Raw genomic sequence first — 14,437 nt, forward strand, 5'->3', positions numbered from 1 at the left:
GTCGACCGAGCCGGACTTGGACTCCCCCGCACCCGGCGGACGACGATCGCCGGTATGGACCTGGACATCTGCTGCTACGAGTACGACACGACGAGGGCGCTGTTCGACCGGACGGACGTCAAGGTAGCGACCGCCGCGACGCTCCCGGAGATCTTCGAAAGGGTGATCGGCGGGCACGAGTTCGACGTCGGCGAGCTGGGCCTGACGTTCTACCTCCGGCTCTTGGAGTCCGGCCTACCGTACGTCGCGCTGCCGATCTTCCCCAACCGGGTGTTCCGGCACTCGTGCGTCTTCGTCAACACCCGCTCCGGGATCACCGGACCGGGTGACCTCGTCGGCCGCACGATCGGCGAGTTCGGTACCTACGGCCAGGATTCGGGCGTGTGGGCCAAGGGAATCCTGAGCGACGAGTACGGCTTCGACCCCGCGCGCAACCGATGGGTGATCGGCGGGCTCGACCACCCGTCGGCGCCGTTCGGCTTCATCCCGCACCCGCACCCGGACGACGTGCCGGTCACCCCGACCGACCGCGCGCTGAGCGACCTGCTGGCGACGGGCGAGATCGACGCGTTGTTCTCGGCGAACGTCCCGCGGTGCGTGCTGGACGGCGCCCCGGACGTGACGCGGCTGTTCCCCGACTTCGAGCCCGTGGAGCGCGACTACCACCGGCGCACGGGGATCTTCCCGATCATGCACGCGGTGGTGATCCGCCGAGAGTTGCTGGACCGCGCCGGCGACGTCTACCGGCTGTTCTCGGAGGCGGCGGCCTCGGCCGCGGACCGCTACCGGCGCGATCGCCGGCTGTACCAGGTCCCGACGATGGTGCCGTGGATGAATTCGCTGGTGGAGCGCAACGAAGCGCAGTTCGGGCCGGACTGGTGGCCGTACGGGATTGCGGCCAATCGGGCGACGCTGGAGACGTACCTGCGTTACCACTACGAGCAGGGCTTGTCGTCGCGGTTGTGGGCGGTCGAGGAGGTGTTCGCGTTGCTCGACACGTGAGTTCTTGTCGGTGGTGCGAGGTAGCGTCCGGCGCATGGCACTTTCGACGGAGGAACGCGAGCAGTTCTTGGCCGAGCCCCTCATCGGAGCACTGTCGGTGACCGAGCGCCCGGACCGGGCACCCCTGACGGTGCCGTTGTGGTACCAGTACACCCCGGGCGGCGAGCTGTGGCTGCGAACGTTGCCGGGGTCGCGCAAGATGAAGGCGATCGATGCGGCGGGGCGGTTCAGCTTGATGGTGCAGCGGACCTCGCCGACGGTCCGGTATGTGTCGGTGGAGGGGCCGGTGACGCGGACGGAGCCGGATTCTCCGGAGCGGGCTTGGGAAATGGCGGCTCGGTATTTGCCGGAGGAGAAGGTGGCGGGGTATCTGGAGTTCGAGCGGACTCAGATCGGGGAGCATGTTGCCGTGTTCTTACGGCCTGAGCATTGGCTTTCGCTGGGCATGGGGGCGGTTTGAGTGTTCGGTGTCCACTTCGGACTGATGAGGTGGGTGAAGGCGGGCTCGGTTGAGCGGTGAGTCGCTGGCGAAGCAGCCACGGCGCCCGGCAGCAGCGAGGGCGGGGAGCCGCCGGCGAAGCCTCGGTCCCGCCCCAACACCCAAGGAGACCGGTCGTGAACCGTTCACCGGCAGGGGCGCCGACAAGCTCGCTGCGGCAGCGGCCCAACGAGGCCGGGCCGCTGCCGCAGGGATGAGTCGCCGGCGAGGGCACTTCACTCGCAGCAGCGGAGGGGCCCAGTGCACCCGGCCGCCACGGGGAGCTGTGTCAGGCGTCAGCGGCGGCGAGTGCTGATCTGTCGGCGAAGCCTTCACCGGCAGGGGCGCCGGCAAAGCTCGCTCTGGCAGCGACCCAACGAGGCCGGGTCGCCGCCGCAGGGGTGAGTCGCCAGCGAGGGCACTTCACTCGCAGCAGCGGCGGGCCCACTGCACCCGGCCGCCACGGGGCTGCGCTGAACACCCCACAGCGCCCGGGCGTGAGTCGTCGGCCAGACCGTTCATCGGCAGCGGTGCCGGCGCAGCCTCTTCACTCGCAGCGGCCAAGCGCACCCAGCCGCCACGGCGAGCTGTCGAGCGCCATCGGCGACCGGCGGTGAGCCGTCGGCCGAGCCCCCCCCCACCCCCCCACCGGCAGCGCCGAAGCGAGCCCGGCCACAGAGACCGGTCGTGAACCGTCGGCCAAATCCGTTCACCAGCAGGGGCGCCGGCGAAGCCCTCTCACCGGCAGCGAAGCGCGCCCGGCCGCAGCGAGCCCGCCCGGTAGCGCTCAGTAACCACCCAGCTCTCAGTGGTAAGGCGCCTCACGCGGTGCCTGCCGCGCCCGTGGTGGCTGGCCTCGCGGCACCTGGGGCCGCGGTGCCTGCCCACGTGGCACCTGTGCCCGTGGCACCTGCCCGCGCGGGACCTGTGGCCGCTGCGGAGGCGGCCCCTGGCGTCGCACCGGGGGACGCACCGCCGCCGGACGAGGGGCTCGCTCGCGACTCTCCGGCTCGGGAGCCGCCGCTCGGGATGGGCGGTTGGCCCACGAGTCGAACAGCACGATCAGCGCCGCGAATGCCGCGCAGCCCAGACCCAGTGCCACGTTGACCAGCGACCCGATGATGCCGGCCACCAGCAGCACCGGCAGCACCGCCATCAGGCAGTACGGGTCGATCCTGCCGAACTTCGGGCGGGGCGGCCCCTCCCGGGGACTCACCGCGCGACCTCCACTTTCCCTCGCGCCATGGTCGCAGTATGCAACCCCCGGCCCGAACCGGCCACCATCAGCCTTCAGAAACTCGGACAAAGCGCCTGAATCACAGCTCAGACGCCCGCAATGCCGTCTCGACTTCGCCACCCGTCAACCGCCGGGGGCCGACGTAGTACAGGACCGATCCCGCCGCCAGCTCCGCATCCCAGCCCGGGTTCACCACCAGCTCTTCCCCGGCCCTCGCGGCCAGCACCGTCGCGCCGTACGCGCGCCCGAGGGCCACCCGGCAGCGGGATGCCGGGAGCCGGCCGAGGGACTTCGGGAGCGTCACCGAGAACGTGTCCGCTCCACCGGCTGTCATCAGCTCCGCGTAGACCTCGGCGATCCCCGGGGACGTCAGCTCCTCGGTCACCATCCGGGGCGTGTGCCACTGCACGCAGCGGATCCGCGGGTCCACGTACCGCAGCAGCTCGGCCCGCTCGAGGTCGCGCAGCGTGACCACGACGTGTGACGCCGGGCTCGCGTGGTCCACCGTGACCGCGACGGCCAGCGCCTCGTTGTCGTCGGCCATGTCGACCAGGACGGCCGCCGCGCGCGGTAGGCCCGCCCGCTCCAGCACCTCGGCGGCCGTCGGCTCGCCGCGGACGAACTCCACCGGCTGCCCCGGCATCGGGTGGGCCGGCACCTCCGCGCAGAGCACCAGCCCGGTCACGCCGTCGGCGAGCAGCTGGGCCACGATCCGCTCGGTGCGCCCGGCCGCGTACCCGATCAGCACCGTGTGCCCGGTCGCGCGCACCGCCTCCGTCCCCTGCATCCGCCGTCCCTTCGCCTGTTCCAGCACCGAAGCGAGCTTCGTGAACACCGTCGTGAGCGTGGCGAGCCCGCCGGCGATGACGTACGCGCCCACGAAGTGGCCGGCGAGCGTCTCCGGCGAGAAGTCGCCGTAGCCGACCGTGGTCGTCGTGACGACGAAGTACCACCAGTAGTTGCCGGGCCGCACCAGCTCGCTGCCGGCCGGCTCGGCCAGCGCCATCAGCGGCCAGCTCGTCGCGAACACGACCACCACGACGGCGGCCGGCAGGAGCCAGCCCCGGTTCGGCGCCCAGCGCGCGAACCACCGCGAGAGGAAGAACGTCACCGGTCCTCCTCGCTGCACACGATCATGGGTCCCGACACCCGATCACACGGTGCTACCAGGCACAACGGTCTTTACCGGACCGTGACGGCGGCCCGCGCCGCCGGACAGAAACGGACAGGATCGCCGCGTTCCCAGGGAAAAGTCGGCATTCCGTGGTGCAATGACGCCGGTCCCCCGGCGCCGGAAGAGGTACGCGCATGAGGAAACGGGTCCGTTCGACGCTCTTGGCCGTGGCCGTCGCGGGTGGGGTGATCGCCGGTCCGGCGGCCGCCAGCCCGGCCCCGCCGCGGCTCGAGTTCGCGAACCCCGCCAGCCAGGCCCTGTTCGGCACCGCCTACCAAGCGGCGCTCGACAACCTGTTGCGCACCAACACGATCGGCTACGACCCGAAGTACGACAAGAGCGACCTGCTCGACCCCGCCACCGGCCTCGTCCGCGCGGGCGGCGGGTACAACCAGCCCTGGACGCGGGACGCCTCGATCAACAGCTGGAACGCGACCAGCCTGCTCTCCCCCGCCCTGGCGGAAAACACGCTGTGGGCGGTCGTCGACAAGGACGCCGGCGGCGCCCTGCGCGTGCAGCAGGACGACCAGCAGTGGGACCAGGTCGTCTGGGCGACCGCCGCGTGGCACCACTACCTCGTCACCGGCGACGGCGCGTTCCTCGAAAACGCCTACCGCGCAACGGCGAACACGCTGGCCATCCGCGAACACGCGGCCACGGCCGGCTTCAACGCGACGTACGGGCTGTTCACCGGCGCGTCCTTCTTCAACGACGGCATCGCCGGCTACCCCGCGCCGCCCGCCGACGCCACCGAGTCGGTGAGCACCGGGAGCATGCCGTGGCCGGGCGTGGCGAGCGGGATGTACCTGAGCACCAACGAGGTCTACTACGCCGCGTACGTCAACGCCGCGAACATGGCGGAGAAGCTCGGCCGGCCCGCCGCGGAGGCCGCCGGCTACCGCGCCAAGGCGAACGCGCTGAAGACCGCGATCAACCAGCGCTTCTGGAACGCGACGACCGGCCTGTACGACTACCAGCTCCTCGCCGACGGCACCCGCGGCGCCTACCAGGAAGGCACCGGACTGGCGTTCGCCCTGCTCTTCGGCGTCGCGAACCCGGCCCAGGCCCGGTCGATCGTCGCCCGCGCCCAGGAAATGCCCTGGGGCATGCCCGACACCTACCCGAACTGGGCCCGCTACTCCGACGCGCAACCGGGCCGGCACAACGCGATCGTCTGGCCGTTGGTCCAGGGCCTGTGGGCCAAAGCGCTGGCCGGGCAGGGAAACCAGAGCGCCTTCGCAGCCGAGACCGCGCGCCTGGCCAAGCTCGCGGACAACAACAGCGGGTTCTGGGAGATCTACAACGGCCACACCGGCGTCGTGGACGGCGGCTACCAGCGGCTCGGCGACACCGTGAAGTTCCACTGGGGCTCCGAACCCGACCAGACCTGGTCGGCGACCGCGTTCCTCGACATGATCCACACCGGCCTGTTCGGGCTGACGTTCACCGATCGCGGCCTGACGTTCGCGCCCGATCTCCCCGCCGGCTGGGGTGACGTCACCCTCCGGAACCTCAGCTACCGCAACGCGAACCTCACGATCGCGCTGCGCGGCGCGGGCACCCAGGTCGGCTCGTTCACGATCGACGGCCGGCCCGCGCCGGGCAACGCCGTCCCGGCCACGCTGAGCGGGAGCCACACCATCGCGATCACGCTGACCGGCGCGGCCGCCGGCGACCGCGACGGCGACCACGTACCCGACGCGGCCGACCGCTGCGCCGACACCGCGGGCACCGTCGACGGCTGCCCGGCCCCGGGTCACCTCGAAGCGGAGGACGCCGTCAACACCGGCGGCGTGAAGACGAACGTGAACCACACCGGCTACTCCGGCCGCGCGTTCCTCGACGGGCTCTGGGCGCAGGGCGCGGCGTCGTCGTTCACGCTGCACCGCACGTCGAGCGGTTCGGCGTCGGCCGCGATCACCGTGCGCTACGCCAACGCCAACAGCGACACCCGCACGATGACGCTGTCGGTGGACGGCCGCCCGCTGCGGCAGGTGAGCTTCCCGAAGGTCTCCGACAGCTGGGACGCGTGGGGGACGACGACGTTCGCCGACGTCCCGCTCAGCGGCCGCGACCCGGTGGTCACGCTGTCGTACGCCGCGGGTGACACCGGGTCGATCAACCTCGACTGGCTGGCCGCCGGCTGAGGTCGTCACCCGAACCGGTGAACCCGCTGTCCGGCCGTCATAGCCGCGGCGGAGGGGCCCTCTTCTTGTTCGTTCGCGGTGGCCGGGCGGCACGCCCCCCGACCGGCCGGCCACCGCGCACACGCACCCGCGCCCCGCATACTGGAGCGGTGAGCGAACCGATCCCGCTGTTCCCGGTCACCCGCGTCGATCCCGAGCGCTTCGCGGCCGCGCAGCACCGCCTCTTCACCGGGATGCGGCTGCGGATCGGCCGGTCCGGCGTCGCGCACCGGGTCGCGTGGGTGCCGTGGCTCGACGACCTGACCCTGCCCGCGCCGGCCTGTCACCAGGGCTGGTCGGGGCTCGGCGCGGCGGGCGAGATCACCCCGGTCGACCTGCCGGTCACCTGCCGCAAGTGCCTGCGCCTGGGCGGCGAACCGGAGGATCCGGCCCAGCACACCCTGTTCGCGCTGCCGGAGCCGCGCTGAGCGGTTAAGCCGGGACCGGCCGGGTACCTCGACCGGATGACGGAGCACCGAGAGCCCGGCGAGCCGGTCCGGCAGTTCACCGCCGACCTGGTCGGGGCCGCGATGGCCGGGACGTACGACGAGGTCGCCGACGCGCTGGGCGTGCTCTCCCGCGCCGGTTCACCGCACGTCCACACCGAGGTCGCCGGCGAGCTAGTCGGCCGGTGCGCGGCCGCGGTCCGCGCCCGCAAGCGGCCCGGTCCCGGGGCGGTCTTCACGATCGCGGTGGCGGACGACCGGGCGCTGCCGGTCGACGTCGACCGGCTGCCGCCCGGGCCCCTGGCCGCGCTGCGTGCCCTGCTCGCCGACCTCGGCGACGATCAGGCGAGCCGGGACATCCAGGTGGAGCTGGCCACGCGCGGGCACCCGGACGACGTCGTCGCCGTGGTCATCCACCTGCTCGTGTGGCTCGTCGAGCTGTCGGACAGCTCCACGGCGACGCTCCCGTCGTTGAGCTGCTTCACGCCCTGATCTCTTCGTCGATCAGCAGGCCGGGGTCGAACCGCATGCCGGCGAAGTGGCCGGCCAGCTCTAGGGACAGCACGCCGTGCAGGCGCGTCCAGAACGACAACGCGCGGTGCAGCACCGCGGCCGGTGCCGGGTGGTCGCCGGCCCACTCGCGGTGATCGGCCAGGTGGGCGTCGAACGGTGACGCCGTCGCCTCGGCCGGCCGCGCGCCGCAGGCTTCGATGAGCACCGCCATCACCTCGTGCGAGATCGCGGTCGTGTCGCCGGGCGCGTGGTAGCCGGGGACGGGTGTGCCGTAGATCAGGAAGTACCGCTGGGGGTCCGCGCGCGCCCAGTCCCGGATGACGTGCGCCAGCCCGGCCAGGTCCGCTCCGCCGTCGTGGGCCGCGCGGACGGTGTCGGCGATGCTCCGGTACGCGTCGCGGATGAGCGCGGTGATCAGCTCGTCCCGGCTCGCGAAGTACCGGTAGAGCGCGGGCCCGCTCATCCCGAGCCGCTTGGCGATGGCGTTGAGCGACAGCGCCGGCACGCCCGCCTCGGCGATCTGCTCCCACGCGTGCTGCTTGATCTCCGCGCGCACCTGCGCCCGGTAGCGCTCGCGTGAGCTCGGCCCCGCGTCCGTCATGAGCGGCTCCTTCCCGTTGGTTAGAGGCTATCACTTTTCTTATTGACACTAAGCGCGTTGTGGTTATAGCTTCTAACTACAGCAACAGCTACTAACGAACGAGGACAGCCGTCATGCTCAAGACCACCCGCGCCCTGCTCGCCGTCCCCCTGGCCGCCGCGGCCCTGGTCGCCGCCGCCCCGGCGGACGCGGCCACCCCGAGCCCGCTGACCTGCCGCGGTCAGGGCATCGATCCCGCCGCGCAGCTGCACTACGGGACCGAGACGTTCGTCAAGGCGCCGCCGACCACCGTGTGGAAGGTCCAGACCGGCGTCGAGGAGTGGCCGGCCTGGCAGGCCGCGGTCACGAGCGTCAAGCGGCTCGACCCCGGTCCCCTGCACCCGGGTTCGCGGTTCCGCTGGACGACGCCCGCCCCGGCGACGCCCTCCTCCCCCGCCACGACGCTCGTCATCACGTCCACCGTCGGCCAGGTCCAGCCCGAGCGGTGCATCCGCTGGACCGGCCCGGCGATCGGCGAGGGACTGAGCATCGACCGGGGCGTCCACGTCTGGACGTTCATGCCGGTTCGCGGCGGCGTCGTCGTGCGCACCGAGGAGAGCTGGACGGGCGCCCAGATCGAGGCCGACCCCGCCACGGCCATCAAGTACCTCGCGCCCGGCCTCGACCGCTGGCTGGCCGACCTCAAGACCGCCGCCGAAGCCCACTGCTGACACCGGAACCCGAAGGAGCAGACGATGACTGCACCCACTCGCCCGTCGACGGCCGTGCTCGTCGCGGCTTGGGCGTTCCCGATCTTCGTCCTCGGCCAGTTCGCGCTGATCGCCGGCATCCCGGTCGCGATCGTGCTGGCCCGCACCCTGCGATCGCGGGCGGCCCGCTGGTGGGGCGCTCTGGCGGGGGCGGCTTACGTCATCCCGCTGGCGGTCTGGCTGCTCGGGCCGAGCACGGCACCGAGCCTGTCGAAGTCCTTGAGCCCGGTGGCCACCGGAGTGATCACGGTGGCGGGCGTCGTGGCCGCCGCCGGGCTGCACCTCGTGCGGCGGCGCACCGCGGCGCCGGTCGAGAACCGACCGGCGCCGGGAGCCGCTACTTCGTGAAGGTGAGGCAGTTGGCGGAGTGCGCGCCCTCGCCCGGTCCGACCCGGACACTCGAAGCCGTGCACTCCAGCGACGAGTTGTGCCGGCAGTCGGCCCGCGAGCAGGCACCGACCTGGGCCACGACGCGGTCGAGGCCGCCCTTCGTGTTCAGCGGCACGAAGGTGCCGCAGTCGGCGGACCCGTTGTCGCCGCCGACGGTGATCGCGAAGGCGTGGCAGCCGTCGTGGTTGTAGGAACAACCGCTGACGGTGCATTCGTGGACGGCGGGCATCTCGGTGGTGGTCATGCGTGACTCCTGGATCCGTGGTGGGAAACAGTTCGGATTTCCCGACGCTGCCACCGGGTCCGGGGTCGCGCAATTCGCCGCAACTCGGCCGGGTGATCCACTCCGCACGCCCGGGTGAGTTTCCGCGGTGTCGGTCAGCGCAACGGTTCCAGGGCCTTCGCCAGCGGTTCCAGCACGGCCGGGGTGTGCGGCGGCGGCAGGTACACGATCGCGAGGTCGAGGCCCGCTTCGCCGAGTGCCTCCGCTTCGGCGGCGACCTTGGCGTAGTCGCCGTCCGGGCCGAGGCGGACGTGCGAGGACAGCGTGATCTCGGCCGGGTCGCGGCCGATGTCCGCGCAGTGGCGGTGCAGCACCTCGCGCTTGTGGGCGAACTCCTCGGGCGTGCCGCCGACGAAGTTCCAGTGCTGGGCGTACTTCGCGGCCGTGCGCAGGGTGCGCTTCTCGCCGCTGCCGCCGATGCAGATCGGCGGGTGCGGCTTCTGCACACCCTTCGGCTCGTTGCGCGCGTCGGCCAGCTGGTAGTACCGGCCCTGGAACATCGTCGTCTCCTGGGTCAGCAGGCCGACGAGCACCTCGCAGCCCTCTTCGAAGCGGTCGCTGCGTTCCTTGACCGAGCCGAGCTCCATGCCGTAGGCGCCGGACTCCTCTTCGTTCCAGCCGGCGCCGATGCCGATTTCGAGGCGGCCGCCCGAAACGATGTCGAGGGTCGCGGCCATGTTCGCGAGCAGCGCCGGGTGGCGGTAGTGGATCCCGCTGACCAGCGTGCCCAGCCGGAGGCGCTTGGTGGCCTGCGCGAGCGCGGTGAGCGTGACCCAGCCTTCCAGGCACGGCCCGGTCGAATCGGAGAAGATGGGGTAGAAGTGGTCGAAGGTCCAGCCGGACTCGAACACGTCGATCTCGTCGGCGGCCTGCCACACGGCGAGCATGTCCGCCCACTCGGTGTTCTGGGGCGAGGTTTTGATGGCGAATCGCATGATCGCGATCGTAAACCTGGAGTTCCTCCAGGACGGTGATCACTCGATCCGGGGCGAGGGGACCATGGTCCGTACCGGGCGTGAGCGACGGCAAACATCCGTGGTGGTCACATCACTGTGAGTGTTCGCCGCCGCCCGTCCAGGTAATCACCCTTCTGTGTCTGATCGCCCGGCAAACCGCCTCGAATGCCGCAGCGTGCACTACTCCGCGTCGGCGGATTCGGAAAATCCGCACCCCCGGGTGACCGGTTCGTGTCGTCCCCGAAACCGAAGATCACGTTTCGCGAACCGCCGAGAACCCCGTCGCCGCAACGATTCCTTGCCCGGCGTAGCGATTTTGGTAGCGTGGCCGAGCTTCCCCCGCCGCCGGGCTGTGTCCCGTTGCGGCGTCTCCCTGTTTTCCCTTGCGGCGAAAGGACTTTCTTCATGCGCACGACCCTGCTCCGAGCCGGGAGCCTGGCCGGGGTGACCGTCGCCGTCCTCGCCGGGACCACCGGCGTCGCCACCGCCGGCGACGCCGTCACCGGGTCCGCCTTCGGCGCGTCCGCGAGTGTCACCCTGCTGCCCGGCGTTCTCACCGAGGGCAAGGGCATCACCGTCGACACCGGGCAGCTGGCCGAGTCGAGCAGCGCCGGCCCCGCCGAGGCGAGCGTCGCCGACGTCCCGCTCAAGGGGCTCGTCACCGCCAAGGCCATCAGCAGCTCCGTCATCGGCGGCGCCGGGTCCGTGGCCGCCAAGGCGAGCGTCGCCGAGGTGACGCTGCCGCTGCTCGCCGCGGCCGCCGGGCGCGTTCCGTCGATCCGGCTGATCAGCGCCCGCTGCGCGTCGGCCGACGGGCACGTCACCGGCAGCAGCGACCTCGCCGGCGTCAACCTCGGCCGGCTCGGCACGCTGCCCGCCGCCACCTCGCCCAACCAGCACCTCGGCATCCCCGGCGTCGCCGAGGTGATCGTCAACGAGCAGCTCCAGCGCTACGACGGCTCCCTCGAAGTGACGGCCCTGCACGTCAAGCTGCTCGGCGGCAAGGCCACCGGCGCGCTCGGCAGCGGCGACGTCAAGCTCGCCTCCGTCACCTGCGGCCCGTCGAAGGAACGCGCCCCCGAGGCGCCGCCGCGCCCGACCGGGCCCGGGCAGGTCGTCGTCGTCCCCGCCGGTGCCCCGCAGACCGGCGACGGCAGCCTCGCCACCGAGGGCTGAGGCGATGCTGCGCCGCGCACTCCTCGTCGTCGTCTCCGCGCTGCTGCTCGCCGGTTGCGGCGCGACGGCGACTCCCACCGCCGCCCCGCCGCCGGCACCCGCTGCCGCGGTGACGCGGTCCCTGCCGACCGCGCTCGACGTCCCCGCGATCGACGCGAAGTCGACGCTGGTGTCGCTCGGGCTCAACCCGGACCGCACCGTGGAGGTGCCGCCGGTCGACCAGCCGCTGCAGGCCGGCTGGTACGAGTACGGCCCGACGCCCGGTGAGATCGGGCCCGCGGTGATCCTCGGCCACATCGACGGCGACCACCGCAAGGGCATCTTCTGGCGGCTGCACGAGCTGAAGCCGGGCGATCCCGTGCACGTCGACCGCGCCGACGGCGGGAAGCTGACGTTCGAGGTGACGAAGGTCGACCAGATCGCGAAGAAGGAGTTCCCGACGGAAGCCGTGTACGGCAACACTTCCGACGCCGAGCTGCGCCTGATCACCTGCGGTGGCAAGTACGACGCGGCGAACCGGAACTACCTCGACAACGTGATCGTGTACGCCAAGCTCAAGAAGTGACGCCGAGCTGGGTCAGCAGGACGTCGACGTCCGTCCAGCAGCTTCACGTCAGTTCTCCTCGGGTCTCTTCGGGGATCCAGTGCCCGTGGATGCCGGCCGGCACCCGCTGGGGCAGGTCGACGGCGGCCACCGCCGGCTTGGTGAGATCGGACGCGTCCAGCACGAGCAGCTGGGACGAGTCGGTCCGGATGTCGCTGACGATCGTCAGCAGGTAGCCGTCGTCCTCGCGCGTCGCCCCGGCGGCGGGCGCGAAGACCGCTTCACCGGGCATGCGGCCCGGGCCGTGGTCGTAGAGCTGCCGCTCGCCGGTCCGGGTGTCGAACTTGACCGTGTGGTAGTCCATCAGCCCCGCGCCCGGGAACCCGATCGCGTAGCTGTAGCGGGATTCGGCCCCGGTGTGGTCGTCGTTGATCGCGGGGAACTCGGTCACCAGGTCGTCCAGCCGCTCCTCGGTCGCGCGGCCGGTGGCCGGGTCGAGGATCCAGCGGTGGAAGGTGCTCCCGATGGCGGGTGTGTCGGCGTACCCGGGCGCGCCGACCCACCACTTCCACGACGACTCCCACGCCGAGCGGTCGAACCGCGGGCATTCGAGGACAACGCGGCCGCGGGCGTCGACGTAGGCGTTGGAGACGTGCAGGATCGCACCCCGGCTGTCGATGTCGAACCACCGGACGTCGCCGGGCTCGCGGCGCGGGAGCACGCCGATGCGCAGCGGCGCGTCGTCGTGCCAGCGGTACGGGATGCCGGACTGCTCGGCGTGGTCGAAGACGACCGGCGAGTGCAGGAACACCGCGTGGTCACGGGTGATCGCGAAGTCGTGCATCAGCGACGGGCCGGCGCCGTCGACCGTCGTGGTGCGGACGATCTCCCCCGCCGCGTCCGCCACGTGGTAGACGAGGAACGGCGGAAACGGGCTGTAGGAAAAGAAGTGCAGCTCGCCGGTGACCGGGTCGACCTTCGGGTGCGCGGTCATCGCGCTGGTGAGCTTGCCGCCGAAGTCGTGGACGCCGACCGTCTCCAGCTCGCCGGTCACCTCCCACGGCAGGTTGGCCTCCTGCAGGGCGAGGTACCTGCCGCCGTGGAAGATGATGTTCGTCGCGGCGGCGCTGACTTCGAGCTCGGTGCCGGTGAACGGCACGCCGTCGAGGAACGGCGTCTTCACCCACCGGTTGCGGTACCACTCGGCGCGGCCGCCGGCGAGGCGGATGCCGTGCAGCATGCCCGCGCCGCGGAACCAGTGCGTGGGCGTCACGCCGGGCTTCGGGTTGTGGCCGTTGCGGAAGTACCGGCCGGTGAGCTCGGGCGGCAGCGTGCCGTGGACGGTCAGGTCGACCGCGGTCAGCTCGTCGGGGGCCGGGTGGTAGTGGCCGGTGAGGTAGGGCTTGGGGAGGTCCATGGCGGGTTCGCCTTTCCGGAGAGCGCGGACGTGAGCAGGGCCAGGCCGGCGCAGGTCAGGAAGACCACGCCGGCGGTCGGGAGCAGGGTGAGGAACGCGAGGCCGACGGCGCCGCCGAGCTGGCGGGTCGCGTTGACCAGCCCGCCGGCCAGGCCGCTGTCCTCCGGCGGCACGCCGGCCGAGGCCAGGGCGGTGATGCGGACGAACGCGACGCCCATCCCGGCGCCGATGAGCAGCGTCGGGCCGAGGAGGTCGGCGAGGAACGTCCCGCCGGCGGGCGCCCGGGCCAGCCACGCGAGCCCCACCGCGAGCACGAGCAGGCCCGCGGGCAGGACGATCCGCCGGGTGAGCCGGACGGCCGCCCACGACGACGTCATGATCAGCACGGCCAGCGGGAGCTGGGTCAGCCCGATCTCCAGCGGCCCGTAGCCGAGCGCGTGCTGCTGGTAGAGCGGCAGGAAGTAGAACAGCCCCAGCCAGATCGCGCCGAGCAGCGTCATCAGCAGGTTCGGCCACGCCACCCGCGCCAGCCGCGGCGGGAGCAGCGGGTCGGCCACGCGCCGCTGGAGGACGGCGAACGCGGCGAGCAACCCGGCTCCCGCCGCGGCCACCGGCCACGGGCCCGAAAGCCCGTAGGTGAGGGCGAGAAGACCGAGAGCGGCGGTGGCCGTGCTCGCCACCCCGAGCCGTCCGCCGGCGGCGGAGACCGGCTCGACCAGCCGCCACACCGCCACCACGACCGCCAGTGCCGCCGGCACGAGCAGGACGAACACCGAGCGCCAGCCGAAGAAGCCGGTGAGCGCACCGCCGAGCAGGACGCCCGCCGCTCCGCCCGCCCCCGACACCGCGCCCCAGACCGCGAGCGCGACACCCCGCTCCCGCGGTGCGTCGTAGCGGCGCAGGGCCAGCGCCAGCGCCGTCGGGGCCAGGAGGGCGGCGCCGAGTCCCTGCAGCGAGCGCGCCGCGATCAGCACGGCCGCACCCGGCGCGAGCGCCGCGACCAGCGACGACGCCGCGAAGAGGCTCGCGCCGGCAAGGAAGATCCGGCGCAGGCCGGCCACGTCGCCGAGCCGCCCGCCCGGGAGCAGCAACGCCCCGAACGTCAGCACGTAGGCGTTGACCACCCAGAACAGCCCGGTTCCCGACAGGCCCAGCCCCGCGCGGATCGCCGGCAGGCACACGTTGACGATCGACGTGCTGAGCACCACGAGGAACTGGGCCGTCGCCAGTGCGGCCAGTGGCAGCCATCGCGTTCCCATGCCGCCAGCGTCGCGGCCGGGGCGGC

At 72.1% G+C, this 14,437-nt stretch carries 16 protein-coding genes; 9 read left to right on the forward strand and 7 right to left on the reverse strand.

The window, feature by feature from the left end; translation table 11 throughout:
- Positions 1 to 54 precede the first annotated feature (54 nt).
- Positions 55 to 1,002, forward strand: a complete 948-nt coding sequence (locus tag ACZ7PG_RS31490; RefSeq protein ID WP_470242759.1) for a substrate-binding domain-containing protein — start codon at positions 55 to 57, stop codon at positions 1,000 to 1,002.
- A gap of 34 nt (positions 1,003 to 1,036) precedes the next feature.
- The gene (locus tag ACZ7PG_RS31495) at positions 1,037 to 1,462 is read left to right on the forward strand and encodes a pyridoxamine 5'-phosphate oxidase family protein (protein ID WP_470242760.1); all 426 of its coding nucleotides are present in this window, start codon (positions 1,037 to 1,039) and stop codon (positions 1,460 to 1,462) included.
- A gap of 823 nt (positions 1,463 to 2,285) precedes the next feature.
- Here the strand turns inward: ACZ7PG_RS31495 and ACZ7PG_RS31500 are convergent.
- Both ACZ7PG_RS31500 and ACZ7PG_RS31505 read right to left on the reverse strand, forming a co-directional pair.
- Positions 2,286 to 2,696 carry a hypothetical protein gene (locus tag ACZ7PG_RS31500; RefSeq protein ID WP_470242761.1) on the reverse strand — a complete coding sequence of 137 codons (411 nt, stop codon included), beginning with the start codon at positions 2,694 to 2,696 and terminating at the stop codon, positions 2,286 to 2,288.
- Between the two features lie 100 nt (positions 2,697 to 2,796).
- Positions 2,797 to 3,828, reverse strand: coding sequence for an ion channel (locus ACZ7PG_RS31505; protein WP_470242762.1), 1,032 nt, complete (start codon positions 3,826 to 3,828; stop codon positions 2,797 to 2,799).
- Between the two features lie 197 nt (positions 3,829 to 4,025).
- On the opposite strand from ACZ7PG_RS31505, the gene ACZ7PG_RS31510 reads away from it, so the two are divergent.
- The 3 genes from ACZ7PG_RS31510 to ACZ7PG_RS31520 all read left to right on the forward strand — a co-directional run bounded on the left by ACZ7PG_RS31510 (position 4,026) and on the right by ACZ7PG_RS31520 (position 7,015).
- Positions 4,026 to 6,038, forward strand: a complete 2,013-nt coding sequence (locus tag ACZ7PG_RS31510; protein ID WP_470242763.1) for an MGH1-like glycoside hydrolase domain-containing protein — start codon at positions 4,026 to 4,028, stop codon at positions 6,036 to 6,038.
- 149 nt (positions 6,039 to 6,187) lie between these two features.
- Positions 6,188 to 6,505: a hypothetical protein gene (locus ACZ7PG_RS31515; protein WP_470242764.1), complete on the forward strand. Its 318-nt coding sequence runs from the start codon at positions 6,188 to 6,190 to the stop codon at positions 6,503 to 6,505.
- A gap of 36 nt (positions 6,506 to 6,541) precedes the next feature.
- On the forward strand, positions 6,542 to 7,015 hold the full coding sequence (locus ACZ7PG_RS31520) for a hypothetical protein (RefSeq protein WP_470242765.1): 474 nt from the start codon (positions 6,542 to 6,544) through the stop codon (positions 7,013 to 7,015).
- On the opposite strand, the gene ACZ7PG_RS31525 is transcribed toward ACZ7PG_RS31520, so the two are convergent.
- Positions 7,005 to 7,637 carry a TetR/AcrR family transcriptional regulator gene (locus ACZ7PG_RS31525; RefSeq protein WP_470242766.1) on the reverse strand — a complete coding sequence of 211 codons (633 nt, stop codon included), beginning with the start codon at positions 7,635 to 7,637 and terminating at the stop codon, positions 7,005 to 7,007. The genes ACZ7PG_RS31520 and ACZ7PG_RS31525 overlap by 11 nt on opposite strands.
- A 113-nt stretch (positions 7,638 to 7,750) precedes the next feature.
- On the opposite strand from ACZ7PG_RS31525, the gene ACZ7PG_RS31530 reads away from it, so the two are divergent.
- Entirely contained in the window at positions 7,751 to 8,347 is a 597-nt protein-coding gene (locus tag ACZ7PG_RS31530; protein ID WP_470242767.1) for an SRPBCC family protein, read from the forward strand.
- A 24-nt stretch (positions 8,348 to 8,371) separates the two neighbouring features.
- Positions 8,372 to 8,734, forward strand: a complete 363-nt coding sequence (locus ACZ7PG_RS31535) for a hypothetical protein (protein ID WP_470242768.1) — start codon at positions 8,372 to 8,374, stop codon at positions 8,732 to 8,734.
- Here the strand turns inward: ACZ7PG_RS31535 and ACZ7PG_RS31540 are convergent.
- Entirely contained in the window at positions 8,724 to 9,020 is a 297-nt protein-coding gene (locus ACZ7PG_RS31540; RefSeq protein WP_364606988.1) for a DUF1540 domain-containing protein, read from the reverse strand. The two genes, ACZ7PG_RS31535 and ACZ7PG_RS31540, sit on opposite strands and share 11 nt — an antisense overlap.
- A gap of 134 nt (positions 9,021 to 9,154) precedes the next feature.
- Positions 9,155 to 9,994, reverse strand: coding sequence for an LLM class F420-dependent oxidoreductase (locus ACZ7PG_RS31545; protein ID WP_470242769.1), 840 nt, complete (start codon positions 9,992 to 9,994; stop codon positions 9,155 to 9,157).
- Positions 9,995 to 10,420: 426 nt separating this feature from the next.
- Here ACZ7PG_RS31545 and ACZ7PG_RS31550 point away from each other — a divergent pair, with 426 nt between their 5' ends.
- A complete protein-coding gene (locus ACZ7PG_RS31550) occupies positions 10,421 to 11,191 on the forward strand; it encodes a choice-of-anchor P family protein (RefSeq protein WP_470242770.1) in 771 nt (256 codons plus the stop codon).
- Positions 11,192 to 11,195: 4 nt separating this feature from the next.
- A complete protein-coding gene (locus ACZ7PG_RS31555; protein WP_470242771.1) occupies positions 11,196 to 11,756 on the forward strand; it encodes a class F sortase in 561 nt (186 codons plus the stop codon).
- Positions 11,757 to 11,799: 43 nt separating this feature from the next.
- On the opposite strand, the gene ACZ7PG_RS31560 is transcribed toward ACZ7PG_RS31555, so the two are convergent.
- Together ACZ7PG_RS31560 and ACZ7PG_RS31565 are read right to left on the reverse strand one after the other, a co-directional pair.
- On the reverse strand, positions 11,800 to 13,152 hold the full coding sequence (locus tag ACZ7PG_RS31560) for a carotenoid oxygenase family protein (RefSeq protein ID WP_470242772.1): 1,353 nt from the start codon (positions 13,150 to 13,152) through the stop codon (positions 11,800 to 11,802).
- The gene (locus ACZ7PG_RS31565; RefSeq protein WP_470242773.1) at positions 13,095 to 14,411 is read right to left on the reverse strand and encodes an MFS transporter; all 1,317 of its coding nucleotides are present in this window, start codon (positions 14,409 to 14,411) and stop codon (positions 13,095 to 13,097) included. The genes ACZ7PG_RS31560 and ACZ7PG_RS31565 overlap by 58 nt, the downstream gene beginning before the upstream one ends.
- Positions 14,412 to 14,437 lie beyond the last annotated feature (26 nt).

The sequence above is a fragment of the Amycolatopsis sp. NPDC114504 genome, assembly GCF_055633595.1.